A 25,129-nucleotide genomic window follows, 5' to 3' on the forward strand; every position below is an offset into this window, starting at 1 on the left:
TTTTTTCTACACTTATACCGTAAAGGGGAAACTCTTTTTTGTCTAGTAAAAAACACCCATTGGGTGAAAAAAGAAACCATCCAGGATCTAAGCTAAGGCAAGGATTCTGGATGGTTTTTAGATTAGGGGTGAATAATTGGGGTTAACGGTTATTTATACATATCTATTTTTTCAAATCTTCAGTCATATGTTCACCTGTGACCTAGGCTTTACGAGTGCCTTGCTCTACCAACTGAGATAAATCGGCGATTACACTTACAGTATAGCACTCTGAGAATAGATGTCAAGGAATTTTCATCTCTATTAGAAAAAGCCTGTCCTAAGACAAGGCTTTGAGTTTCTTCATCTTAGGATCCAGCACTTTCATAAGAATCCAAGCCCCTGTCCCATAGTTTCAAGGAAATACCAAAAAAGACAAGGGAAATCAAAATCAAACCTCCGATGTTAAAGAGTACATCCTTGTCCTGCAAGAAATAGCTAGCAGGATAGTAGGCTGTAAAGGCGAAAGGCACGATAAAGCTAATCAACCAACGAAGAAGAGAATTGTAAATAGAAATCGGATACTTAGCAAAGTCATTGAACATATAGAAGATGTAAATCATGGCGCCTGACTGCTTGGTCCAAAAGGCGATACTGGCTGTCGCGATTTTAAGAGAAGTATAAATCAAGGTCGCAAAAGGAATACAGACTAGGAAAAGCAGGAATTTTGGAAGAGTCCAAGCAATGCTGGTCATGGTTGTTCCCAATAAAATACCACCGACCAAGAGTTCGCCTAAGGCATCAATCTGAAAGGTCTCAACCAAGATGTGAAAGAGAGGATTGATAGGACGAGTCAGATACTTATCAAATTCTCCTTTTCGCACCAAGCGTTGCCCCAGTGCCCAGAGATTGTCAAAAAAGAGATGGTCCAAGCCCTTAGGAATCAAGGAAAAACCATAGATAAAGGCAATTTCTTGAAAAGTCCAACCTTCTAGGGATGGGATGTGTTGAAAGATGACATTGAGAAATAAGAGATTCAGGCCTTGAGTCAGAAAGACTCCCAAGACACCAACCACAAAATCCACCTTGTATTCCATGATTTGCTTGATGTATTGTCTGATAAAAATCAGATGCATGCGTTGATATTTTTTCATACTAACCTCCTTGAATGGTGATAAAGGACTGGACTCGTTTCCAAATCAACTGAGACAAGCCCACCATCACTAAGAGCCAGAAAAACTGCAAAGCGAGTGCCTGAAGCATCTGATTAGCATCGTATTTCCCAACAATAATCATGACTGGGGTATAAATCAAGGATGAAAAAGGCAGGAAGGACAGAATATCTGCAACAACCTTTGGAAAGAAAGCCAAGGGAATCAAACTTCCAGACATAAAGGCCACTATGGAAGTCTTGAGTAGATTGGAACCCCAAAGATTTTTAAACACAAAGGCTGAAAATCCAAAGCAAATATTAAAGAAAAAGTTAATCAGATAAGCCAAAGTTAGGCTAAAGAGATAAAGGACAGTTAATCCCAGCACTTCTACAATCCCTTGCCCAGATAAGATTTTCATCAAAACAATGACACTTAAAAATGGAAGGCCAACGCTGATAAAAATCAACCACTTGGAACCAAGCTCGGTGAAAAGATAGGAGGCCGCAAAATGCACTGGTCGCAACAAACGCATGATAATGGAGCCATCCTTGACCTCCTCCCCAATCATAAAGGACGAATCGGATCTAGTCAGAAGATTGGTCACAAAACTCATGATGATGTAGAGGGTGATATCCGCCATACTGAAGCCCTGAATCAAAGACTCTTGCGAAGAATCAAAGACAGCCTTCCAGAGATAAAAGGCCACAAAAGCCCCCATGACATCGCCAATCCGATAGAGAATAAAGTTGACTCGGTAAGTAATCAACTCCTGAACCCCTGCATTGATAAAGGGTTTATAACGTCTCCACAATTTGATCATCCTAGAGCTCCTTTCGGTAGAAGCGACGGATAATATCCTCAATATCCGTATCCACCATTTTCAAATCGCGGATTTCAAAATCAGACAGGGTTTGCTTGATAATGTCAGCTGACTGGTAGCGAGAACTATCAAATTCAATGTTGAGGCTGTTTCCTTGTCTATCAATGGTCATATCAGACAGACCTTCATAGTGAGAGACGAGATGACTTTGACCTGGTAGCAGTTCAAAAGAGAGAGTCTTCATCTTACCAAAGGTCTCCTTGAGTTGGCTCACCGTTCCATCAAAAATCTCTTGCCCCTTGTCAATCATGAAAATCCGATCACAAAGTTGCTCAATATCACTCAAATCGTGAGTGGTCAAAAGAATGGTAGTTTCTTCCTCTTGATTGATCTGAGTAATTGCCCGACGAATATTATCCTTAACCGAAACGTCCAAACCAATGGTCGGCTCATCTAAAAAAAGAACCTTGGGATTGTGGAGCAAGGAGGCCGCAATATCCGCCCGCATCCGTTGTCCCAGTGAAAGAGTCCGCACGGGATCCTTGATAAAGTCCTTCAAATCCAAGACTTCATTCAAAAAGTCCATACGCTTATGAAAGAGCGAGTCTGGCACATCATAAATCTCTTTTAAGACAGTGTAGGTCTCTTGCAGAGCCAAATCCCACCATAGCTGGGTGCGTTGTCCAAAGACTACGCCAATATCTTTGACATAATCTTGCCGATTGTCCTGGGGAATCTTGCCGTTAATCCGACAAAAACCAGATGTTGGTTTCAAAATTCCTGTCAGCATTTTAATGGTTGTCGACTTCCCAGCACCATTTTCCCCGATAAATCCTAAAATCTGCCCTTTTGGAACTTCAAAGGTCAAATCCTTGACCGCTTCAAAGGTCTGCTTTTCAGGATGAATAAAGGAGCGCAAAGCCCCCTTCAAGCCCGGTTCCTTAACAGTCTTCACAAAATTTTTCTGAAGATGTTCCACTTCTATCATTGCCATATCTATCTCCCTATCATAAGGAATAACAACATTGTGTTTTTAACTACAAATATTCTAAATCCTTACTTTCTACACCTTCTATATTTTATTACTACAGAAGGCTTTATACCAATCTATTATAGTCCAATAAAAAACAGAATGCAAGCGTTTGCCTATGGATTGTGAAATTAGGATTTCTCTCATAAAATAATACTTTTAATCAAAAATTCAGTTGAATAGTTTAAATTACCAACCTACTCATCTTCTCACCAGAGGGCGGTATTAACTTTGATCATAAAATCGGATACTCCCTCTATCCAGAAAATATGCTCAGAATGATTGTCTCTAAACAATACCTGCTCTTTTACCTCATTCATGAAAAAGAAGTCCATACCCTGAGAATTATCAACTCACGCATCGACTACCTAAACCAACTCGACCACCTCTTTCGTACATGTAGGAAACTATTTTCCTCACAAATAATCTCATTATAAAATCCAATAAATTTTTTTAGCTCACTTGAATATTTTCTTTGTATCGTTTTATCAGCTTCAATCTGATCTAGACTTGTTACCTTGGAACGACTTGAAATAACCTTTATAAAATAACACTTAAGGCTTTCATCATCTCGTATAAATTTTTCAATAGTGATATAAAAAGCTTTCATATTCTGTTTGTAATCAGATATCAATTGATTAATTTTATCATTCTGATGAAGATTCGATACCATAATATATAGCGGATTGAAATAAGATGAGAACAAATCGATTGGGAAAGTAAAATTAATTTCTATAAATGTTTTAGCAATTGTTTCGTACTATTTTAGATTCAGTCTACTATACATAAACTAACCTCCTCATTATTAGCAAGGATTCTACTGATTATAACCTAATTCTTAGACTACTTCAAGACTAACTGTCCAATAATAATCTACAGATAAATCATCCACTCTTAATCAAATTTTATTCAATCCATCTACTCATTCCCAAAAGGTTGCTGTATAATGCAAGACATTTTTCTTACAGCTTTTACTTTTCCTTACCCTCAATTTAGTGAGCTAATAAATTATTCTTCTTCAAAAGGTTGAGATTTATCTAGTAACTCTAAAACATTAATGGTAGGTAGCAACATTGCTTCACTGCTATCAATTGCCGAAACTATTGAAACAATAGAACGTAAATAAGGATAAAGAATAGCAGTACCATTTACGTATAGAATATCGGTGATATTTTCATCTATATTTATTTCAAAATATCCTATTACAGTTACAGATATTTTTTTCATGGCATCTTTGTCAACTAAAGAAACACTAAGTTTTACGGCTCCATGACTATAATCATCTGTATGACCAACCTTAACTATGGGATATAATATATCGAAGGTAAATGTGAACAAACTGATTAGGAAATTTAAACCAACTTCTAACAATGTGTTATACTCAATGAAAATCAAAGAGCAAACTAGGAAACTAGCCGCAGGTTGCTCAAANNACGAAGTCAGTAACCATACTCACGGCAAGGCGACGTTGACGTGGTTTGAAGAGATTTTCGAAGAGTATTAGAAAGCTCGATGGACTATTCCAGATTTATTCCACTAGATTTTGAAATCAAAAAAAGTTGAGACATAGCGTCTTCAACTTTTTTACATTACTTTAACTACTGATTAAAGTGAGTTTACGTCAACTTTGATACCAACACCTTGAGTAGTTGTGATAGTCAAGTTTGTTACGTAAGTTCCTTTAGCTGTAGCTGGTTTTGCTTTTTGGATTGTTTCGTTGAAAGCTTTGAAGTTTTCAACCAATTTTTCAGCTTCAAATGATACTTTACCGATGATTGCTTGAACGTTACCTGCACGGTCAGCACGGTAAGTGATTTTACCACCTTTAGACTCTTCAACTGCTTTAGCAACATCCATTGTTACAGTACCAGTTTTAGGGTTTGGCATCAAGTTACGTGGTCCAAGGACACGTCCAAGACGTCCAACAAGAGCCATCATATCAGGTGTAGCGATAACTACGTCGAAGTCCAACCAACCGTCGTTGATTTTAGCAACAAGGTCATCTTCACCAACAAAGTCTGCACCAGCAGCTTTTGCTTCTTCAGCTTTTGCACCGCGTGCGAAAACAAGAACGCGTGAAGTTTTACCAGTACCGTTTGGCAATACCATTGCTCCACGGATTTGTTGGTCAGCTTTTTTAACGTCGATGTTCAAGTTGTAAGCAACTTCTACAGTTGCGTCAAATTTTGCAAAGTTAGTTTCTTTTGCAAGTGCTACAGCTTCTTCTACGCTGTATGCTTTTGTGCTGTCGATTTTCTCAAGAGCAGCACGAAGTTGTTTGCTTTTTTTAGCCATTTTCTATTCTCCTTGTAAGTGGTTCAATCGATTTTCATCTCCCACGTCACTCCTCGAAATGATGAAGTCTTGCGGGTTTTCAGTCTATTACTTTCCTTTTCCTACGGCCTTAAGTTCCCTTGCTGTACCCAAGTACAAGTATCAGTCACTTGCCTAGTATGAAAAGCAACTAATAGACTGCTGTGAGATTTTCTACTGTGTTATTGATTAGTCAACAACAGTGAATCCCATAGAACGAGCAGTACCTTCGATCATACGCATTGCAGACTCTACGTTTGCTGCGTTCAAATCTGGCATCTTAGTTTCTGCAATTTCTTGTACTTGTGCACGAGTAACTGTAGCAACTTTAGTTTTATTAGGTGTACTTGATCCTTTTTCAACACCTGCAGCTTTTTTCAAAAGAACAGCAGCTGGTGGTGTTTTCGTAACGAAAGTAAATGATTTATCTTCGTAAACTGAGATAACAACTGGAATAATCATCCCAGCTTGGTCAGCTGTACGAGCGTTGAACTCTTTTGTGAATCCCATGATGTTGATACCAGCTTGACCAAGAGCAGGTCCAACCGGTGGAGCTGGTGTAGCTTTACCAGCAGGGATTTGCAATTTTACAAGTTTTTCGACTTTTTTAGCCATTTTTAAATCCTCCTTTGTGGTTTTGGCGGTAATTAGAGATTTTTACCTCCCACAAGTATGCTTTTCACATACCCATCTATTATACACTATTTATCTGGAATTGCAAGAGAAAAGTTTATTTTTTAATCGACGTAATCTCCGCCTTCAAAGCCGTAATACTCTTCCAAACTGAGACCACTTGCAGCAATTTCTTTTGCTTCTTTTCCGACATAACGCAGGTGCCATTCTTCAGCCATATAGCCTGTTTCCTTTTCCTTACCTTTGAGATAACGGACAACAAAGCCATAATCAGCTGCATGATCCAAAAGCCATTGGGCTGCTTTTTCTTCTGTTACCAAATCACCATCAGTCCCAATCACATCAAAGGCCAAGCCTGTCTGGTGTTCGCTATAGCCAGGACGGGCAGAGTAACGGTCAGCTGCTGCCTTCCCATCTTGGTTGACATAATCTTGATAGAGCTTGGTCTGAGTTTCATAACTTCTAAAACCACTATAATGGTCGCTAATCGGGAAACCTGCCTCTTGCATAGCCTTGATGAGTTTGACCAACTCTGCCTTGGCTGTTGGATTTTCCCCTGGATTGTAGTCTTTCGACAATGGATAGTGTTTATTTGCTACGATGATTTCATCGTATTTCCCTTGGATGCTGTAGTAGTCTCCTTTATTGACCACTTCTGCTTTTTTCTGGGCAGTTCCTTGAGAATTACTACCGACTGTTCCATCAGCTTTAGCTGTTTGCTCTGTTTTAGCTGCTCCATCTTCATTTTTTGTTTTTTCTTGTGAACAAGCTGCCAATGTCAAGGCTAGCAAGGCTGTCAAGACAAGGTATCTTTTTTTCATTTTTACTCCTTTATTTCTAATAGTTTATCTAGTTCTGACGATAAACGTTTGACTAATTTTTCAATCTCATCAGGTTTTGCTTGGCAGGTTTCTGCTGTCATTTCTTCAAAGGGAACCCACCAGACTGGACCACGTCCCTTGAGGCCGTGACCATTCATATCACCTGTTCGTCTAGGGAAAATGTGCCAATGAAGGTGGGCATCGCCATTGCCTAGAAGCTCGATATTCATTTTCTCAGCAGTAAAGGCCTTGGCAACTGCCTCTTGGACTAAACTCATTTCCTCTAGAAAACGGAGCCTCGTTTCCTTTTCTAAATGATGCAATTCGGTGACATGTTCCTTGGCTAGAAAAAGACTATAGCCTTCAAAATACTGGTGGTCTCCAATAACAAGATAGCCTGTTTCCAACTCTTTGACAAAATAGGGATTTTCCCCAGCTTTAATGAGCTCAATTCTCTGACAAATAAGACACATATCAATCTACCAAGTTGCTTTTTAGATAAGCATCAACCATACGCTCTGTTGCAACCACCGAGTCAATATGAGTGCGCTCATAAGAATGACTAGACTCGATACCAGCACCGAGAAGGGCGTGTTTGACTTCTGCCCCTGCAGACATAGCTGCTGAAGCATCCGAACCATAAAATGGATAGATATCCAGCTTAAATGGAATATCTTGCTCTTTAGCCAAAGCAACCAAGTGTTGACGGAAGTCATAGTGATAAGGACCTGAAGCATCCTTGACACAGATGGATACTGTATATTCGTCTGTCTGCTGGTCATCTCCCATAGCTCCCATGTCCACAGCCAGATATTCTACTACCTGAGCAGGAATGTTAGAATTAGCACCGTGTCCCACTTCTTCAAAGACTGAAAAAGCAAAATGGGTTGTTACGGGCAATTCAATCTTCTCTTCCTTATAGATACGAAGCAGGTTAAGCAAAATCGCTGCGCTGACCTTGTCGTCCAAATGACGAGACTTGATAAAACCTGTCTCTGTCACGACAGTTCGTGGGTCAAAACTGATAAAATCACCGACCTCAATCCCCAAGGCACGAGTTTCTTTTTCATTTGTTACTTTGGCGTCCAAACGCACTTCCATATTGTCCTGCGTGCGTTCTGCAGTTCCTGCATCCTTATAGACATGGCAAGAAGTTTGGTGGATGAGGATGGTACCTGATAGCTTTTGACCTGTGCTAGCCACATGAACGGTACAGTTTTCTCCTTCAATCATGTTCCAAGGAAAACCACCGATACGGTCCATTTTGAGACGACCGTCTGGTTTGACAGCACGGACAATGGCACCCAGCGTATCTACATGGGCAGTCACATAGCGGTGTTGTTCATCTTTTTGACCTTTAATGGTCACATTGACACCGCCCTTAGCTGTGCGAACCGGCTGGTAACCAAAACCTTCTAAAGTCTTGACTAAATAGTCCGAAATCTCACGAGTGAAGCCTGTTGGCGATGCAATAGCTGTTAGTTCTTTGATATATTCTACTGTTTGATTCATTTCTTCACCTCTTTTGCTACCTATTATAACACATTTATCATAGGATAAAAAAAGAAAACCACTCCTGTAGACTTGACTACAAAAGTGATTTTAGTAATTATTCCATTTCAAAAACATCGCTTTCTTGCTTGTTTGGTAGAACCAATGAGAGCAAGATTCCGACAATGGCTGGAACCAACCATGGGAGTGAGGCCTTGGCAAAAGGAAGAACGCTAACAAGATTTGCAAAAAATTCAACCTTAAAGGAGCTTCCTAGTACGCTTGCAATGCCAATAGCTGTAACAACAGCAATTGTCAACTGCATACCTGGTTTTGAAAGAGCCACGAATTTGTTGACAATGACAATCATAACGATGGCAATGGTGATTGGGTACAAGATAACCAATACTGGAATGGAGTACTTGATAATCGCATCAAGACCCAAATTGGCAATGGCAAAGCCAATCAAGGTAAAGGCTGTCGCATAAACCTTGTAGCTGATTTGTGGGAAGCGTTCATTAAAGAACTCAGCTGTTGACACAATCAGACCAACTGTTGTTGTGAAGCAGGTTACAGTAACCATAGCTGCGAGGAAGAGTTGAGCTGTTGAACCAAATATTTCTTGAGTGGCTTGTGACAAGATGTAAACACCTGGTGTTCCACCTTTCATAGCCTCAGCTGGTACTGGGAAATGATTTCCAAGGAATCCTAAACCAATGTAAAGAGCACTAAAGGCAAGGGCTACAACGATACCAACCACCCAAATAGTCGAAATGTATTCTTTCTTACTTGAAAATCCAAGTTGTTTCAAGGTTTGAACTGCGATTACGCTAAAGGCAACTGAGGCGAGGGCGTCCAAGGTGTTATAACCTTCTAGGAAACCTGTCCCAAAGGCAGAAGCTTGATAAGCAGCTGAAGCAGCTTGAGGACTTGTTCCACCGTATTTGAAAGCTCCCAGAACAACCAAGATAACAATCAAAATCGCAAAGACTGGCGTTAAAATACGTCCAATGCGGTCCAAGATTTTTGATGGATTAAGCGAAATCAAATAGGCTGCTGCAAAGTAAAGAACCGTAAAGACAATCAAACCAAGACCTTTATTTGCATCCGACAAAAGGGGGCTAATCCCTACTTCGTAAGCTGTTGTAGCTGTACGTGGGATAGCAAAGAATGGACCAATTGACAAGTAAAGAACTGAGAGGTAAAGAGTCGCAAACCAAGGCGCTATCTTTGTTGAAATCTCGTAAATATATCCTTTAGGATTTAGCGTTCCAATAATAAGGGTCAAAACGGCGATACCTACGCCTGAAAAAACAAAACCTGCGATGGCAGGAAGAAAATGTTCTCCAGATAGAGCACCTAGAGAAGGCGGAAAAATCAAGTTCCCCGCACCAAAAAATATTCCAAACAGGAGCAAACCTGTTAGGGCACCTTTTTTAGCCATGAAAATCTCCTTCATATTTATAAAATACTGACCTAGTATATCATGAATAGGAGTATGAAAAAAGCTTCACGAAGTAAATATTGAATGTTTTCAAGATTCTTAAAAATGAGAATTGTCTAAAAATAAAATTCTCCTACCCAGTCCACACCAAGCAGGAGAAAATTCTTACGTTTAGAGTTCTTCAAAGGCCGTCATGCCACCTTGTACATTGATAACCTCATAACTTTGTTCAGCTAGAAATTGGCAAGCACGCGCCGATCTCATTCCAGATTTGCAAATAACATAATGTAACTGGTTCTTATCCAACTGATCATAGGTATCAGCCAATTGACTAAGTGGTAGGTTGTGGGCACCTTCTAAATGAAGAGTTTCAAATTCGTCCACTTCTCTCACGTCCACTAGAGAAAGTTGGTCGTTTTGATAAAGCTGGTAAAATGCGTCAAAGGTTATTTCTTTCATTCTTTTTCTCCTAATGCTCTTCGAAAATCTCTTCAAACCACGTCAGCGTCGCCTTACCATAGGTATGGTTACTGACTTNNNCTATCCACAACCTCAAAGCTGTACTTTGAGCAACCTGCGGCTAGCTTCCTAGTTTGCTCTTTGATTTTCATTGACTATAAAATGGTTTTAATTCTTTTTTTCAAATCTGGCACCACTTCTGACTCAAACCAAGGATTTTTGGCCATCCAGATTTGATTTCGTGGTGAGGGGTGAACTAGTGGAAAATAGGTTGGCAGATAGTCTTTATAGTGTTTCACCCTCTCCGTTACCTTCCCACTGATTTTCTCCTGTAAATAGTAGGCTTGGGCATATTGCCCAATCAAGAGGGTTAACTGAATATCAGGCAATTCCTGTAAGAGCTGCGGATGCCATTTTTCTGCAAAACCAGTTCGCGGTGGCAGGTCGCCTGACTTACCATGCCCTGGAAAGTAGAAATCCATAGGCAAAACAGCAAAATAACCTGAATTGTAAAAGGCATCTTCATCCACACCTAGCCAGTCTCTCAGGCGGTCACCACTCTTATCCTTCCAGTAAAGGCCTGCCTCCTGTGTTTTAAGCCCCGGTGCTTGACCGATGATATTGATGCGAGCAGTCTTTGGTGCTGCAAAAAGAGGCTCGATGCCACGCTCTGTATAGCTAGCATTCTGCGGATCCGCCATGATAGCCTGCTTGATTCTTTCAATTTGAGACATCTACTTTCCAGTCCAAGCATACAATCTCAGACTTCTATCGTTTTATTTGATCAATTCATAAATAGCTTCGGCATAGATTGCTGCTGCTCGGAAGAGATCATCCAAGGCGATAAATTCATTGGCTTGGTGCATGGTGTCAATTGAGTCTGGGAACATAGCACCATAGGCAACTCCGCGCTCTAACAAGCGACCAAAGGTTCCACCACCGATAACTTGCTCGTGACCTTTAAGGCCAGTTTGTTTTTCATAGACATTCAACAAGGTTTGCACAAGTGGATCTTCCATTGGCACATAGTGAGGCGTGTGACCATGTTCTGATAGACTGACAGAAGCAACTGGCAAGTTTTCTAGGATTGACTTGATTTGTTCTGGACTTGTTCCTTTTGGATAGCGGATATTAAGGGCAATGGTATTATCAGCACTTGTTTCATCGAAGCGGAAGACGCCAGCATTCATAGAAAGAGCACCCATCTTTTCATCCACATGAGCAATCTTGAGATTTTCACCCTCATGATCGTTCAATAGAATTTTACCTGCGATGTCAAGGTAGTCTTTGGCTGGACCAGCAAAGCCAAACTGGCTGAGGAAGAGGGCAAGGTAAGTTGCGCCATTGACACCTGAAGCAGGCATAGCACCATGGGCTGATTTACCAATGATCGTCACCTTGTATTGGCCAGCTTCTTCTTGGAGTTCTCCTCTAAGTTTGTGTTCTGCAACAAAGGCATCTAGTTTAGCTTGCAAGTCAGCTAAATCACCTGAAACGACTGCTGTTGCTGATTCTGGTACCATGTTTTCACGTAAACCACCTGTAAAGCTGTGAAGACGGGCAGCACCTGTATTTTCTCCTGCAAAGTGGAGGTATTCCGTGATATTTCCTTTTTCACCATTGATGATTGGAAATTCAGCATCTGGTGAGAAACCGAAATCTGGTTTGGCAAGTCCTACGTGCTCAAAGTAGTAGTCCATGTCTGCCCAACCTGATTCTTCGTCTGTTCCAACGATGAAGCGAACTTTCTTAGAAGTTGGAAGGCCCAATTCTTTGATGATTTTCAAACCATAGTAGCAAGCTGTTGTAGGTCCCTTGTCATCTGAAGCCCCACGCGCATAAAGGCGACCATCTTTGATAGTTGGTGTGTAAGGGTCTGTGTCCCAACCGCTACCAGCAGGCACCACATCCATGTGGGCAAAGATTCCGAGAACTTCTTCTCCATCACCAAACTCAAAATGTCCTGCGTAGTTATCGACATTCTTAGTTGGGTAGCCATCACGGTCTGCGATTTCAAGGAATTTCTCCAAGGCTTTTACTGGACCAGGCCCAAATGGATGTTCAGCATCAACCTTGCTGTCATCACGTTCTGAATTGATTTCCAAAAGGCTAAACAAGTCAGCCAAGAGGTCTTCTTTGCGTTTTTCTACTTCTGCTGTAAAATCAATTGCTGTCATTTTTTCTTCTTTCTATCTTTTCTCGATGATTTCATCTACTGGCAAGCGGTAGCTTGGTTGCAATTTTTCGTCTGTATAACCCACTGTGATCAAGAGTTCTGGGCGGAAACGGTCTGCGATTTCCAAAACTTCATTAACTTTTGATTTGTCAAAACCAAGGATAATGTTGGAACCAATCCCTTGGTCTGTAAGAGCTAGAACCAAGTTCATAGCAACCAAACCTGCATTGAGGGCTAGGTAGTCGCTGACTTGTTGTTCATTGTAGCGTGCAAATTCAGCTGGCAAATTTTTCATGAAGTATTGAAGTTGTTCTTCTGAGAAATTGTTAGCACCACCAACTCGGGCAATCTTACGAGCACGTTTGGCAAGGTCTGTATCCGTAAAGAGGGCAATAGTTACAGGCGCTGATGATACCTGTTCAAAGTTGGAACCGTAAGCCAATTTTGCTAGTTCGGCATTTTTCTCACGTACCACCACAAATTTCCAAGGCTGGCTGTTGTGGGCACTTGGTGCCAAGGTTGCAATTTCGATAGCCGTACGCACATCTTTTGGATCAACTGGCTTATCAGTGAAATGCTTAGTCGCATGACGTTTTTTATTTAATTCAAGAAATTTCATAATCGATTTCCTTTTCTAATTCTACTGCTTCCATTCTACCATAATTTGAAAGAGCTTGCAGGGATTTTTCATGATTAAGTTTTTCTATCACAGACATAAAAGATATATATTGGTTTATCAGGAACATTTCTGATAAACTAGCAAGTACTTTACATTTGAATGGAGACAGTATGAAAAAATTTAGCCTATTACTAGCTATCCTACCATTTTTGGTTGCCTGTGGGAATCAATCTACACCCAAAGAGACTAGCGCTCAAAAGACAATCGTCCTTGCTACAGCTGGCGACGTGCCGCCATTTGACTACGAAGACAAGGGAAATCTGACAGGCTTCGATATCGAAGTTCTAAAAGCAGTGGATGAAAAACTCAGCGACTACGAGATTCAATTCCAAAGAACTGCCTGGGAAAGTATCTTCCCTGGACTTGATTCTGGTCACTATCAAGCAGCTGCCAATAACTTGAGTTACACAAAAGAGCGTGCTGAAAAATACCTATACTCGCTTCCGATTTCCAACAATCCCCTCGTCCTTGTTAGCAACAAGAAAAATCCTTTGACTTCTCTTGATCAAATTGCTGGCAAAACAACGCAAGAGGATACCGGAACTTCAAACGCTCAATTCATCAATAACTGGAATCAGAAACACACTGACAATCCTGCTACTATCGATTTTTCTGGTGAAGATATCGGTAAACGAATCCTAGACCTTGCTAACGGTGAATTTGATTTCCTAGTCTTTGACAAGGTATCCGTTCAAAAGATCATCAAGGACCGCGACCTAGATCTCTCAGTTGTTGATTTACCTTCTGTCGATAGCCCCAACAATTATATTGTTTTCTCAAGCGACCAAAAAGAGTTTAAAGAACAATTTGATAAAGCACTCAAAGAACTCTACCAAGACGGAACACTCGAAAAACTCAGCAATACCTATCTAGGTGGTTCTTATCTCCCAGATCAATCTCAGTTACAATAAGATATACTAAAAGCGATTGGACGAGCCAATCGTTTTTAATTTGCATTGGTTATTTTAGGAAACTCTTACAAAAAATCAAAAAAATTCTTCACATCTTCTACATACCCATGCTTTTCTATTAAGCTTGCTAATAATTCCAGATTGTGCCCCTGATAGTTATCGTCACGACGTAGTTCTTCATACATTTCGATAAAGGGAAGCCCCTTGGACTTGGCCAGTTCTAACTCCGCTTCATAGTCATAAGCGACTTTACGAAATAGGATATTTACCAATTCCCCATCTTCAACTTCTATCACGACATACTGGGCACGGTGATTTTTTAACGCCTCCCAATTAAAATAGGGCATGCCAATCGACCCTGGATTGATGATTTGTTGCCCTTGACTGCCATAACGAAGCAACTGCTTGTGAACATGACCATAGACTGCCACGTCCGTTTCCTCATCGAGGAGTTGGTCAAATTTCTCTGTATCATTCTCAACTAGCAAGTCACCACCATAGTTCTTATTTGGCAAATTATGAGAGATAGAAAAGCGCAATCCGTCAATTTCTTTCTTTTCCAGCAAAGGCAAGCTTCGTAGCCAGACAATCGTTGCAGGATCCATTTGCTCCATCAAAAACTGGGTCATGCGCATTGACTGGATTTCTTTCGGATGTTCCAAACCATATTCGCCATCCAAGGCCTCAAGGACACGATCATCCCAATTGCCTCGAACACTGGTTGTGATAGGAAGGTCCTTTAGCAGGGCGACCAAGTCATTTGCGCCTGGACCAGGAAGAAAAATATCTCCCAGAAGCCAGTATTCGCTGACTCCTTGATTTTTAGCATCTGCAATCACTGCTTCTAGCGCCGTCGCATTGCCATGAATATCTGATAAAATTGCGATTTTATGGTTCATGATGGTCTCCTTCTGTTTGGTATTCTACACTTTCTTCCGCCACTTGAGGCAAGACTTCTGCCTCCTGCGGATTCAACTTCCTCTGAACTGCTTCTGCTACTGCTCTTGGTACTCCGACTTCGACAATCTCATCCACACTTGCTTCCTTGATTTTGGTCAGAGACTTGAAGTGCCTCATGAGATTTTGCTTGCGTTTAGATCCCAGACCGTCAATCCCATCCAATTGTGATGAAAAGGAATTTTTAGAGCGCAGTTGGCGGTGGAAAGTGATAGCAAAGCGGTGTACCTCATCTTGAATGCGTTGGAGGAGGAAAAATTCCTGAGAATTGCGAGACAAGTCCACCACTTCCAGCGGATCTCCAAAGAGCAATTCATGGGTTTGGTGCTTATCATTCTTTTGCAGACCTGCAATTGGAATATCCAAACCTAGTTCCTCTTGGATGACTTGCTTGGCGATATTGACTTGCCCTTGTCCCCCATCAATGACAATCAAATCTGGAGGAGTCAAACCTTCTCGTTGTACTCGACCATAACGTCTGCGAATAACCTCACGCATACTGGCATAGTCGTCTGGTCCAACGACAGTCTTGATTTTATACTTACGATAATCTTTTTTACTTGGTTTGCCGTTGACAAAGACCACCATAGCTGAAACAGGACTAGTCCCCATGATGTTGGAATTATCGAAGGACTCGATGCGAACTGGAGTCGGAATTTGGAGCAAACGTCCTAGATTTTCAATAGCTCCTTGGGTCTTTTCGACTGATTTTTCTAGCAGGTTAAATTTCTGCTCCAGACTAACGCGTGCATTTTTTATAGCTAAATTGACCAGCTGCTTTTTCTCTCCACGTTGAGGCTTAAGAATCTTGGAATCCACCAAAGCCTTGACAGCTTCTTGGTCAATATCCTGCGGAATCAGTACCTCATTGGGAACTAGATGAGATTTTTCTTGATAGAATTGTCCTACATAGGTCAAAAAATCCTCATCTGGATCATTGAAGTAGGGGAATAGATTGACATCGCGCTCGATGAGCTTGCCCTGACGAACAAAGAAAACTTGCACACACATCCAGCCCTTATCCACATAGTAGCCAAAGACATCGCGATTTTGGAGATCCTTAGCCATGACCCGTTGCTTGGTTCGAAGCGTTCCAATAGCCTGAATCAGGTCACGGTATTCCGCCGCACGTTCAAACTCCATAGTCTGAGCCGCCGCTGCCATTTTGCCCTTGAGGTTATCAATGATTTTATCATCTTGGCCTTTCAGAAAATCAGAAACCTCCTGAGCCATAGACTTGAAATAGTCCTCATCCTTCTTACAGATGGTGTGGCTCATGCATTGGCCGATATGGTAGTAAAAACAGACCTTAGACGGTGGATTGGTACACTTACGAAAAGGGAAAATCCGATCCAGTAGTCGCTTGATTTCATTGGCCGCCCCCACATCTGGATAGGGACCAAAGTAGAGACCTCCGTCCTTCTTGACCTGACGAGTGATAATCAAGCGTGGATAGCGCTCATTAGTGATTTTGATGAAGGGATAGGACTTGTCATCCTTGAGCATGATATTGTATTTAGGCTTATTTTCCTTAATCAGGTTGATTTCTAGGAGAAGTGCCTCAATATTAGACTCCGTAACGATAAATTCAAAATCTACAATTTCAGACACCAAAGCCTCTGTTTTGGTATCATGACTTCCACGGAAATAGGACCGCACGCGGTTACGCAGATTTTTAGCCTTTCCTACATAGATAATGGTGCCGTTTTTATCCTTGTGAATGTAACAACCAGGGCTGGTCGGCAAGAGCTCTAGTTTTGATTTAATCAAGTTGTTCATAATTCCATTATAGCAAAAAAGTAGGGAAAGATAATCCCCTACTCATTGGTCTCATATAATTTTCGAAGTCTTTCAACATCCTCTTCCTGGATACCATAAAAAGAACCTGCTGGTTGCATGACAGACTTCTCATCTGTATGGTCCAAGCCAATCGCATGACCTAACTCATGTTCTGCCGTATGGACAAGGCGTTCATAGGAATAGCCATAGTATGGATTGGACAAATAATAATGATTCAAGCGCACCGTTACGGACAAGAATTGCCCTGTTAAGAGATTAGTTTGACTTTCCGCCTCTCCTGCCACAGGAGTGCCTCCGTCGTTCATCTCCGTAGCCGTAATATCCGCCTTACTAGACTCAGTCACGAGTTCAAAGTTAAAAGCACCAGTTTGATTCCAGTTCTGGATTGCTTCTAAATAAGCCTCTTGAAAGCGTGAATCCATCTGCGGATCCAGGTAAATACGAGCAGAGGCCTGTGGCCACCTTCCTTCAGAATGCTGGTGACTATCTGTCTGGCTTAACTTAGGCAGTTGCCCTGTTTTCTCCCATTGGTCAATACTTTGTTGACCAATTTTTACTGACCGTTCTGCTTGCTTTAGCGCTCCTTGAAAATCCCCGTTCAGATACCAGAGAAGTCCGAAAGCAAGCACACATAAAAGCACAACTATCCAAACCAGACGCCAAAACAAACGCCACACAAAAGAAAAGAAAGCCCCTATTAAACGAAAAAGCCAGCGCATGTCTCTCCACCTTTCTAGCAAATAAAAATTATTTTACTAAAAGAAGCTAAAAGAAAGCTAAATACTGACTTTTTCATCTTAACGTCCTACTATTTTTTTGAGTAACTGGATAGCTTTGCATTTTAAAGGTGATGGATGGTAACGGAAAGTACCTGCTTTGCGTACAATATAGCCATTAAAATTCTGTTTAAAACGCAAAACACCATCACTTCCATCAAAAATCCCTTGAATGCCTAGGAAGTTGTATTTAGGTATTCCACGTTTTATGCTTTCCAACATAACATATTTTTGAAGCAGTGCAGGGGCATAGAATTTATTAAACTCAGTGTAGGAACCACTAAAGAGATAAGTCGTTTCCTGAGGCATATAAACAAATAAACTCCCGGCTAAAACAATATCTTCTTCTCCATATTTTTCAATCAAGTCTCGCGCTTCTGCTTTTCGAACTTCAAACGTTTCAAATTGACTAGAATATTCTCTCAGTTGATTTTGTTTTTTCTCAGAATGAGGATTTTTACTCAAATCAAGTCGCAACTTGTTCAAGTTTTCTTCTAGTTTACTTTGTTCACCTTGCAATTTGCTCATATAGTCCGAAAAATTTAAGCTTGCTATGAGAAACTCCGCTTGTTCTCCAAAAGTATCATAAAAATGCTCATAATATTCTAAACTTTTATCACTATATTCTCTACGTTCAGAGGTTTCTTTTGTGATATTCTTAAAAATCGATAGTTCTTCACGTTTTAACTTTTTCAACCGAATGCCAAAGGTTTCAGCCTTTTTCACCAAGGGTTTACCCTTTTTGCTAAAACTTTTAAGCAAACTCTTTTCAGTTAATTCAGTCAAATCTTTATAGTATAACCAATCTGGTTCTCCACCTGGGTAACCTCTTGTCAATCCATCAAATTGATAACCTAAATCAGTTAAACCTTGAATGATACTTTTTTTCTCAGCATCTATTGGATTACCTTGGCTATCAAAAGTTTGATAAGTTTCATAAGGTTTTACAAGCAGCTCTAATACGCCATTTTGCTTGGCATATTCTTTTAACTCCGCATAAAAAACTGGAAGAGCATCTTGTTGGGTATAAATCGGCCCCGAATTGATCTCCATATGCAGACCACCCAGCATGGGCAAGCTATAAACCAGAGCTGCAACTTGAATCTCTCCTCCTTGTTTCAAAGCAAGATAAACAATTCGAGCCCCTCTTTTTTCTAACAAGTCCCCCATCTGAACAGATTGCATAAAGGAACGAGAAGAAACCTGATCAGAATAAGTACGAAACTCTTCTTTCGTGAGTGTAGTTAGTGCCATATACTTACTTTCTATGTTTTTTTCTTAATGTTTTACGGAAATCAAGAGCAAGTCTTAACAGAGGATAGAGAGGATGGGTAGGAATTGTAAATTCACCCAAGTATTCTTCGATCGTTGGATTAAAATTAGCTTTAAAACGATAGAGTCCACCATCTAAAGCATTCTCGACGCCTCCTAAATTTTGCCATAAAATGCCACGTTCAAAGGAATATCGAGCTGTCTCATACCAAGTCAAAATAGGAGCTTTATAACGTCTAAAATCTTCATCCATTCCTGCGTATAGATTGACAGAAGTTTGTCCGAATTCTAAAGTCAAGGTAGCCGCTAAGGGAACTCTTGCTTGACCTGCATCCATATATTCCTGCAGGAAAGTCAATTCCTCTAACAAACGTTCTTTTTCCTTCTTCTGCGCTTCTACTTTTGAAGTTCGAGTCGAATCAGTAAAGGTCTCTTCCAAGGCTCTGTTTTTCGCTAACTGTTCTTCTAATTCTTGCGAACGTTTAGAGACATCCAAGGTTGCCAAGGTGATGTAGGCCTTGTCCTTAAAATTATCTAACAACTTTTTATAATAGGCTTCATTCCTCAAATGAATCTCTTTCCGCTTCTCGGTTTTTTTCATCAAAAAGGAAAAAGAGTCCAATAATTCAGTTCCACCAAATTGAATCTCTACCCCCTTATTCCGTGCTGTTCGAATAGCCTGTTTTGTTGACTTGGAAAGTTTATCTTCTTCAAAATTTTCCTTGTATATTTTCGCCTGAATACGAGGTTGAATGGTGTTTCCCATTTCCTCTGTTTTTCCTGACCACCTTACTCCCATTTGTTGCAAACTATCAATAATAGCCAGATTTTCAGGAAATTCTGTTTTTTCCTGATTAATTAAACTTTGAGACAGGCAAATACTTGGGTCAAAAGTCACAAAAATAGCTCTCTTGCTACGAGCATAAGACTTAATGGACTGAATGACAAAACTCAAGAGTTCTGTATCTCCATAATCCAATATAGGTCCTCTTGGGACGTAAAACATTTTATAGCCTAACGGAAGAGTTCTAATCAAAATACTAGCTGTCGCCAGTAATTTTTCTTCCCTGTAAACACCAAACTTCTCATGTTGCCAATCAGACTTCACTTCTTCCCAAGCACTACTTTGTAATACATTGGCTAATTCATGTTCTTTGACAAACTGATCATATTCTAATGTGGGAATGCCAATTTGATAACGGTACATTTCCTACTCTCTTTCCTCCAATATCTTATTCCTATTCTACTACTTTCGTTTGAAAAGTCTAGTGAAAACAGACTTCCATCATTGTTTTGAAGCCAAGAATAACTATAGATAGTGGTTCATTTATAAAAAACTAACTCAATCTCTCTTCTAATTTGAAATCGATTGGCAGGGTTGCTAGAAACCGTTCCAATTGTTTTTCCCAATAATACCACTCGTGAGTTCCAGCGCTATGGCTATAGGTCACATCAAAACCTAATTTTTTGAAATTTTTCACTGCTAGATTATTGGCTTCATACAAGAAATCCTGTTCGCCACACCACGCCCAAAGTTTGGTATTTTTATCCGATTTTTTAGCCAGACTTTCAAGAGAATAGGGACTAGTTGTCCAGTCTCTAATCTCTCCAAAAACACCTCTCCAGTAGGCTGGACTTCCCAGATTTTGGCTCTCAGGAGAAAAATCTTGAAAGCTGAGAGCACCTGAAAAACTAGCTGCATGAGAAAAACGATTTGTCGCAAGAGCCAATTTGAAACAGCCGTAGCCTCCCATGGAGAGACCAGCGATAAAGGTCTTTTCACGCTTACTAGTCATATTAGGGAAGAAGCGTTTCAGAACCTGTGGCAATTCCTCTGCTAGAGCTGTGTAATAGTCAAAACCATACTGGGTATCAGTGTACCAACCGTTGCTGGTATTGGGCATGACGACGATGAGATTAGTCCCCCGAAGCAAGCGTTCTACATTGGTCCGTTTGAGCCAACTATTATGATTGCCAGACATCCCGTGCAAGAGGTACAAGACGGGAATATCTTGACACTCTGGTTCTTCCACTCGATTGGCATCAGGGTAGAGGACATTCACCCCCCACTCCATATCCAAAACTTGTGAGTAATACTCGATTTTCATTACTGCCATGATTTTCTCCTTCTATTTTCCGATAAGAAAAAGCCGAAACTAGACTTTATCTTTACTTATTTCAATGATTATTTTGCTTCCATGACTACTGGTAGAATAGCTGGACGACGCTTAGTTTGATCAAAGAGATACTTGGTCAGATTATCCCGAACCTTGCCTTTAAGATCTGCCCAGTCAAAGTCATCTCCTTGAAGATAGTCTTCTACCGTTTGGTTAATCAATTCTGAACTTTCACGGAGAATATCGCGGCTCTTCTTGAGATAAACGAATCCACGCGTGTGAACACGTGCCTTGGCCACAATTTTCTTCTCACGACGATTAACGGTAATTGCTACGATGAAAATACCGTCCTCTGACAAAACCTTACGGTCACGAAGAACCACATTTCCAACATCACCAATGGCATTCCCATCAATTAAGATATCTCCTGCTGAAACCGATCCAGCTGGAACAAAGTCTCCATTCTCGTAAGCCATGGTCGTCCCCTTTTTAGGAATGAAGATGCGTTCTGGCAACATCCCAACTGCCATGGCAGCCTTAGCGTGAGCATCCAACTCACGATACTCCCCTTGGACAGGGAAGAGGTACTTAGGTTGCAAAAGATTGATCATCAGCTGCAAATCACGCACATTTCCGTGCCCTGATACATGTAAACTTTGGGTAATCAATTTGACAACCCCACCTGCCTGATAAATCATATTTTCTACACGCGCAACAAAGGCTTCTTTAGCAATAGACGGAGCCGTAGCAATATAGACCAGGTCCCCATCCTTGATTTCTACATAACGATGGCGACCAATCGACATCTTACGAAGTCCATTGATAGGTTCACCCATACGACCTGTCTCAAGAATAATCAACTCATGGTCTTCAAAGCGAGACATATCTTTAGGCTTAATCAAGAGAATTTCGTTGGCTAAAGACAACTTCTTAAGACGAATCGCTGTGCGGACGATATTTTCAATATCAAATCCTGTCAAGACGATACGTCGACCTGTTTTATCCGCAGCGTCAAAAATCTGCTGAATACGAGAAAGATTACTGGAAACAGCTGCAACGATGATACGACCTTCCCAGTCAGCAATAGTTTGGGTAATTTCATCCCTAACTTCACTTTCACTAGCCACCTGAATATTGCTGTCTGCATTGGCCGAATCACTGAGGAGAGCCAGGACGCCGTCACGACCAATCTCTGCCAAACGAGCAAAATCAGTTGCATAAGATTCACTAGCCGTTTGGTCAAATTTGAAGTCACCTGTATAAACGATGCTTCCTTCCGATGTCTTCAAGACAATTCCCAGACTCTCTGGAACGGAGTAAGTCGTAGGGAAGAAGGAAACCACTGTCCCACCAAAATCAATCTCCGTATTCTCATCAATGACATGGAAATCATTAAATTTCTTAACGGCATCATTTCCTTTGACAAAGAGCTTTGCCAACTCAATGGTCAACTCAGACCCAAATACAGGAACTTTAGCCTCTGCCAAGAGATAAGGTAGAGCACCAATCGCATCCGCATGCCCGTGGGTCAAGAAAACCCCAGCAATACGGTCGCTATTTTCAAAAAGGTAATCCATGTTTGGAATCACCACATCGACCCCTAATTGTTCATTTTCAGGATATTTTAACCCTACATTCAAAACAAAAATGGACTCTCCAATTTCAGCAATGTACATATTTTTTCCATTCTCACGCACACCACCAAGTGTTGTTAAACTGATATTACTCATTTTTCCTCCAAAATCTTAGTTTATCTTGATTATAGGGCAACTCTACCCTCTTATTCTAAAAGTTCTAATACTTTCAGCCGAATCTTTTCCTACCATTATACCATTTTTTTGATGATTTTCAAAATGAAGGTCTGTTTTCAAAAAAGAGTTGATTTCCCAACTCTTTCCTAACTTCTACTCTTTTTCCATCAAAAAATCATAAATTTCTTGCACCGTACCCAGCGCCATCATTTCTTGGTCTTTAACGGTTTGTTTGAGATTTTGGTAAATTTGACTTTCTCCTATCTCCCGCTTTGGCGCCTCTTTATTGACTGTCATCACACCATCTTTTATCGTCACAAAGCCTAGTTCTTCAAATACTTGAATCATCTTGACCAGCAAGATTTGTTGAATATTAAGATATGCAGCCAAATCTTTCAGCTTGTAGCGAATATCAAACTCTGGGAACTGGTAAATAGTCTTGTACAATTTGGCAAACTGATCTCTAGTCCCATAACCTGTCAAATAGTAGGCCTTGTCAATGTCATTTTTGAAATAAACAGCAGAAAAATTCTGCTCCTGAAAAATGGTCTTCAACAAGGTAATATCCTCAGGAATGGTTTTTACAACCACAGCTTCACTAGTCGCTATATCTGGCAGTTCTTCATCAAAATCCAAGACTGGAACCCCTTCTGGCAAGACTGCATTTTTCCCACGAATGTTAAAAAGTTGAACACCCTCCACACGCGCATCCACCATCATCAACTGGAGGGCAGTTTGGCCATTCCATTGGTTGACAGACAATTTGACTGCCAACTCTAGATTCTTGGTTTGAGAAAACTCTGTCGCCCATCTGCCTTGGCCAAAGGCTACCACTTCAAAACTCGCCTCACCCTTGGAAATTTTCAACTTGAGATGAGCATTGCCTGCCCCCATAGTACGGGCACTTTCGACCTGAAAATCCTTTATATAAAAGACAGGTTTCTGATTGTCCATGCCAAAAGGTGCCAAACGTTCAAAACTTTTGACCGTTTCCAAGCTAAGTGTCTCCAAATCCAGCTCTTCATCTAGGTTTAACTTGTTCTTGCCACCAGCATCTGCACCTTTTTCACGGACATAGTCTTCTAAAATCTGAGATAAATCCGAGAGTTTCTCAACTTCCAGCGTCATGCCAGCCGCACCAGCATGACCGCCAAATGCGATGAAGAGGTCTCGATGAGGATCCAGAGCCTCAAAAATATCGACCGCTTCCACACTACGAGCACTACCCTTGGCACGACCGTCTTCTATATTGAGAACGATGACTGTCTGCCCTAATTCTTCCAACAAACGACCAGCCACGATCCCTAGAACCCCAGGATTCCAGCCTTCCTTGGCCAAGACTTGAACCTTCTTCTCAGGATCCACCATGGTCTTAGCTTCTTCATAGATAGACTGGACGATTTCCTTGCGCTCTTCGTTTTTCTGATGAATCATGAGGGCAATCTCGTGAGCTTCCTCATCGTCAAAGCCAGTCAGCAAATCAATAGCAGGATTGGGATCATCCAAGCGGCCCAAGGCATTCAAACGAGGAGCAATCTGGAAACCAACCGTTTCTTCTGTTACTTCGTTGGCGGCAATCCCAGCCATATCCAGCATTTCTTGTAAACCAATGCGCTGAGTATGTCCCAACATTTCCAGACCATACTGAACCAAGATACGGTTCTCATCTGTCAAACTAACCATATCAGCAATGGTACCAATAGCGACCAAATCAAGCAATTCCACTTGTACTTCTTCTAACAGGGCACAAGCCAACTTGAAAGCAACTCCACAACCAGCCAAATATTTGAAAGGATAGTCCGCATCCGGATGTTCAGGATGAACGATGGCATAGGCATCTGGTAGGGTTTCAGGCATGGAATGGTGGTCAGTCACAATGACATCTACTCCCATAGACTGAGCCAATGCAATAGCCTCATGACCAACAACCCCATTGTCCACCGTCACAATCAAGGAAATCCCTTCTTGCTCGATAAAGTATTTATAAACACTAGCATTAGGGCCATAGCCATCGGTAAAACGATTTGGCAGGTAAACTCGGCACTCAGCACCAAGTTGTTCCAAACTTTCCTTCACAATCGAAGCCGAAGTCATGCCATCCGCATCGTAGTCTCCATAAACGAGAATATTTTCCCCTTCTTCAATGGCCTGACGAATCCGTTCCACTGCCTTGTCCATATCATGGAGCAGATAAGGGTCATGCAAATTCTCCAAGGAAGGTTCTAAAAACTTCTTCAGACTTTCTTGGTCCTGAATCCCTCTCTCAAACAATAACCGAGCCACCTCAGGACCCAGTCCAGCCTTCTTGGCTATCTTTGTAAAATCCGCATCTTCTACCTGCGGGGCAAACTGCCATTCATAAGTAGGTGTTATCAAAAAGACATCCACTCTTTCTAAGAATTCTATTGCTTCATTATAACATGATTTAGACGTTTTCTCTATCCAGATTGCTTTTTTATAAAATTTTAGTGAATTTTTTCAGATATGATTTGACAAGACAAATCTTTTGGTGCAGAATCATGTTATAAAATCTAATGCAAAGGAGA

General features: G+C 41.0%; 24 protein-coding genes. 1 reads left to right on the forward strand and 23 read right to left on the reverse strand.

Features of this window, described 5'->3' with window-relative positions; all coding sequences use genetic code 11:
* Nucleotides 1-347 precede the first annotated feature (347 nt).
* From HT709_RS05735 to HT709_RS05800, 15 genes are all read right to left on the reverse strand, one after another.
* Nucleotides 348-1,133, reverse strand: coding sequence for an ABC transporter permease (locus HT709_RS05735; protein WP_000760734.1), 786 nt, complete (start codon nucleotides 1,131-1,133; stop codon nucleotides 348-350).
* Between the two features lies 1 nt (nucleotide 1,134).
* Nucleotides 1,135-1,953 (reverse strand): ABC-2 family transporter protein, encoded by an 819-nt coding sequence (locus tag HT709_RS05740; RefSeq protein ID WP_000594191.1) that lies wholly within the window; start codon nucleotides 1,951-1,953, stop codon nucleotides 1,135-1,137.
* A 1-nt stretch (nucleotide 1,954) separates the two neighbouring features.
* Nucleotides 1,955-2,947 (reverse strand): ATP-binding cassette domain-containing protein, encoded by a 993-nt coding sequence (locus HT709_RS05745; RefSeq protein WP_172925592.1) that lies wholly within the window; start codon nucleotides 2,945-2,947, stop codon nucleotides 1,955-1,957.
* A 400-nt stretch (nucleotides 2,948-3,347) separates the two neighbouring features.
* The gene (locus HT709_RS12180) at nucleotides 3,348-3,593 is read right to left on the reverse strand and encodes a hypothetical protein (protein WP_000643401.1); all 246 of its coding nucleotides are present in this window, start codon (nucleotides 3,591-3,593) and stop codon (nucleotides 3,348-3,350) included.
* Between the two features lie 398 nt (nucleotides 3,594-3,991).
* Complete coding sequence (locus HT709_RS05750) at nucleotides 3,992-4,354, reverse strand: protein-export chaperone SecB (protein WP_000895062.1); 363 nt, start codon at nucleotides 4,352-4,354, stop codon at nucleotides 3,992-3,994.
* A 234-nt stretch (nucleotides 4,355-4,588) separates the two neighbouring features.
* The gene (rplA, locus tag HT709_RS05755) at nucleotides 4,589-5,278 is read right to left on the reverse strand and encodes a 50S ribosomal protein L1 (protein WP_001085675.1); all 690 of its coding nucleotides are present in this window, start codon (nucleotides 5,276-5,278) and stop codon (nucleotides 4,589-4,591) included.
* Between the two features lie 207 nt (nucleotides 5,279-5,485).
* Complete coding sequence (rplK, locus tag HT709_RS05760) at nucleotides 5,486-5,911, reverse strand: 50S ribosomal protein L11 (protein WP_001085812.1); 426 nt, start codon at nucleotides 5,909-5,911, stop codon at nucleotides 5,486-5,488.
* Between the two features lie 122 nt (nucleotides 5,912-6,033).
* Nucleotides 6,034-6,750: an LD-carboxypeptidase LdcB/DacB gene (gene ldcB, locus HT709_RS05765; protein WP_023936566.1), complete on the reverse strand. Its 717-nt coding sequence runs from the start codon at nucleotides 6,748-6,750 to the stop codon at nucleotides 6,034-6,036.
* Nucleotides 6,751-6,752: 2 nt separating this feature from the next.
* Nucleotides 6,753-7,223: an HIT family protein gene (locus HT709_RS05770; RefSeq protein WP_050223150.1), complete on the reverse strand. Its 471-nt coding sequence runs from the start codon at nucleotides 7,221-7,223 to the stop codon at nucleotides 6,753-6,755.
* A 1-nt stretch (nucleotide 7,224) separates the two neighbouring features.
* On the reverse strand, nucleotides 7,225-8,262 hold the full coding sequence (locus HT709_RS05775; RefSeq protein ID WP_023938993.1) for a M42 family metallopeptidase: 1,038 nt from the start codon (nucleotides 8,260-8,262) through the stop codon (nucleotides 7,225-7,227).
* A gap of 97 nt (nucleotides 8,263-8,359) precedes the next feature.
* Nucleotides 8,360-9,685, reverse strand: a complete 1,326-nt coding sequence (brnQ, locus tag HT709_RS05780; protein WP_031222542.1) for a branched-chain amino acid transport system II carrier protein — start codon at nucleotides 9,683-9,685, stop codon at nucleotides 8,360-8,362.
* Nucleotides 9,686-9,856: 171 nt separating this feature from the next.
* Nucleotides 9,857-10,144: a rhodanese-like domain-containing protein gene (locus tag HT709_RS05785; RefSeq protein WP_000659161.1), complete on the reverse strand. Its 288-nt coding sequence runs from the start codon at nucleotides 10,142-10,144 to the stop codon at nucleotides 9,857-9,859.
* A 155-nt stretch (nucleotides 10,145-10,299) separates the two neighbouring features.
* Nucleotides 10,300-10,878, reverse strand: coding sequence for a uracil-DNA glycosylase family protein (locus HT709_RS05790; protein WP_023938999.1), 579 nt, complete (start codon nucleotides 10,876-10,878; stop codon nucleotides 10,300-10,302).
* A gap of 42 nt (nucleotides 10,879-10,920) precedes the next feature.
* Nucleotides 10,921-12,321, reverse strand: coding sequence for a dipeptidase PepV (pepV, locus tag HT709_RS05795; protein ID WP_023939001.1), 1,401 nt, complete (start codon nucleotides 12,319-12,321; stop codon nucleotides 10,921-10,923).
* Nucleotides 12,322-12,333: 12 nt separating this feature from the next.
* Nucleotides 12,334-12,939 carry a nitroreductase family protein gene (locus tag HT709_RS05800; RefSeq protein ID WP_050223148.1) on the reverse strand — a complete coding sequence of 202 codons (606 nt, stop codon included), beginning with the start codon at nucleotides 12,937-12,939 and terminating at the stop codon, nucleotides 12,334-12,336.
* A 170-nt stretch (nucleotides 12,940-13,109) separates the two neighbouring features.
* Between HT709_RS05800 and HT709_RS05805 the strand changes: the two genes are divergently transcribed.
* Nucleotides 13,110-13,910, forward strand: coding sequence for an amino acid ABC transporter substrate-binding protein (locus HT709_RS05805; protein WP_050223147.1), 801 nt, complete (start codon nucleotides 13,110-13,112; stop codon nucleotides 13,908-13,910).
* Nucleotides 13,911-13,975: 65 nt separating this feature from the next.
* Here the strand turns inward: HT709_RS05805 and HT709_RS05810 are convergent, their stop codons facing one another.
* The 8 genes from HT709_RS05810 to recJ form a co-directional block, all read right to left on the reverse strand.
* Nucleotides 13,976-14,809, reverse strand: coding sequence for a metallophosphoesterase family protein (locus HT709_RS05810; protein ID WP_023936581.1), 834 nt, complete (start codon nucleotides 14,807-14,809; stop codon nucleotides 13,976-13,978).
* Nucleotides 14,799-16,646 carry an excinuclease ABC subunit UvrC gene (uvrC, locus tag HT709_RS05815; RefSeq protein WP_023936583.1) on the reverse strand — a complete coding sequence of 616 codons (1,848 nt, stop codon included), beginning with the start codon at nucleotides 16,644-16,646 and terminating at the stop codon, nucleotides 14,799-14,801. Before uvrC ends, HT709_RS05810 begins: the two co-directional genes overlap by 11 nt.
* Before the next feature lie 38 nt (nucleotides 16,647-16,684).
* On the reverse strand, nucleotides 16,685-17,386 hold the full coding sequence (locus tag HT709_RS05820; RefSeq protein ID WP_031222852.1) for a M57 family metalloprotease: 702 nt from the start codon (nucleotides 17,384-17,386) through the stop codon (nucleotides 16,685-16,687).
* A 78-nt stretch (nucleotides 17,387-17,464) separates the two neighbouring features.
* On the reverse strand, nucleotides 17,465-18,697 hold the full coding sequence (gene murN / locus HT709_RS05825) for a peptidoglycan bridge formation alanyltransferase MurN (protein ID WP_023936587.1): 1,233 nt from the start codon (nucleotides 18,695-18,697) through the stop codon (nucleotides 17,465-17,467).
* Nucleotides 18,698-18,701: 4 nt separating this feature from the next.
* Nucleotides 18,702-19,922 (reverse strand): aminoacyltransferase, encoded by a 1,221-nt coding sequence (locus HT709_RS05830; protein WP_138701768.1) that lies wholly within the window; start codon nucleotides 19,920-19,922, stop codon nucleotides 18,702-18,704.
* A 130-nt stretch (nucleotides 19,923-20,052) separates the two neighbouring features.
* A complete protein-coding gene (locus HT709_RS05835) occupies nucleotides 20,053-20,832 on the reverse strand; it encodes an alpha/beta hydrolase family protein (RefSeq protein ID WP_055310795.1) in 780 nt (259 codons plus the stop codon).
* Nucleotides 20,833-20,900: 68 nt separating this feature from the next.
* Complete coding sequence (locus HT709_RS05840; RefSeq protein ID WP_055310796.1) at nucleotides 20,901-22,562, reverse strand: ribonuclease J; 1,662 nt, start codon at nucleotides 22,560-22,562, stop codon at nucleotides 20,901-20,903.
* Between the two features lie 174 nt (nucleotides 22,563-22,736).
* Entirely contained in the window at nucleotides 22,737-24,959 is a 2,223-nt protein-coding gene (recJ, locus tag HT709_RS05845; RefSeq protein WP_171043527.1) for a single-stranded-DNA-specific exonuclease RecJ, read from the reverse strand.
* Nucleotides 24,960-25,129: the final 170 nt, after the last annotated feature.

Source organism: Streptococcus sp. 1343, from assembly GCF_013277355.1.
Taxonomy (GTDB): Bacteria; Bacillota; Bacilli; order Lactobacillales; family Streptococcaceae; genus Streptococcus; species Streptococcus pseudopneumoniae.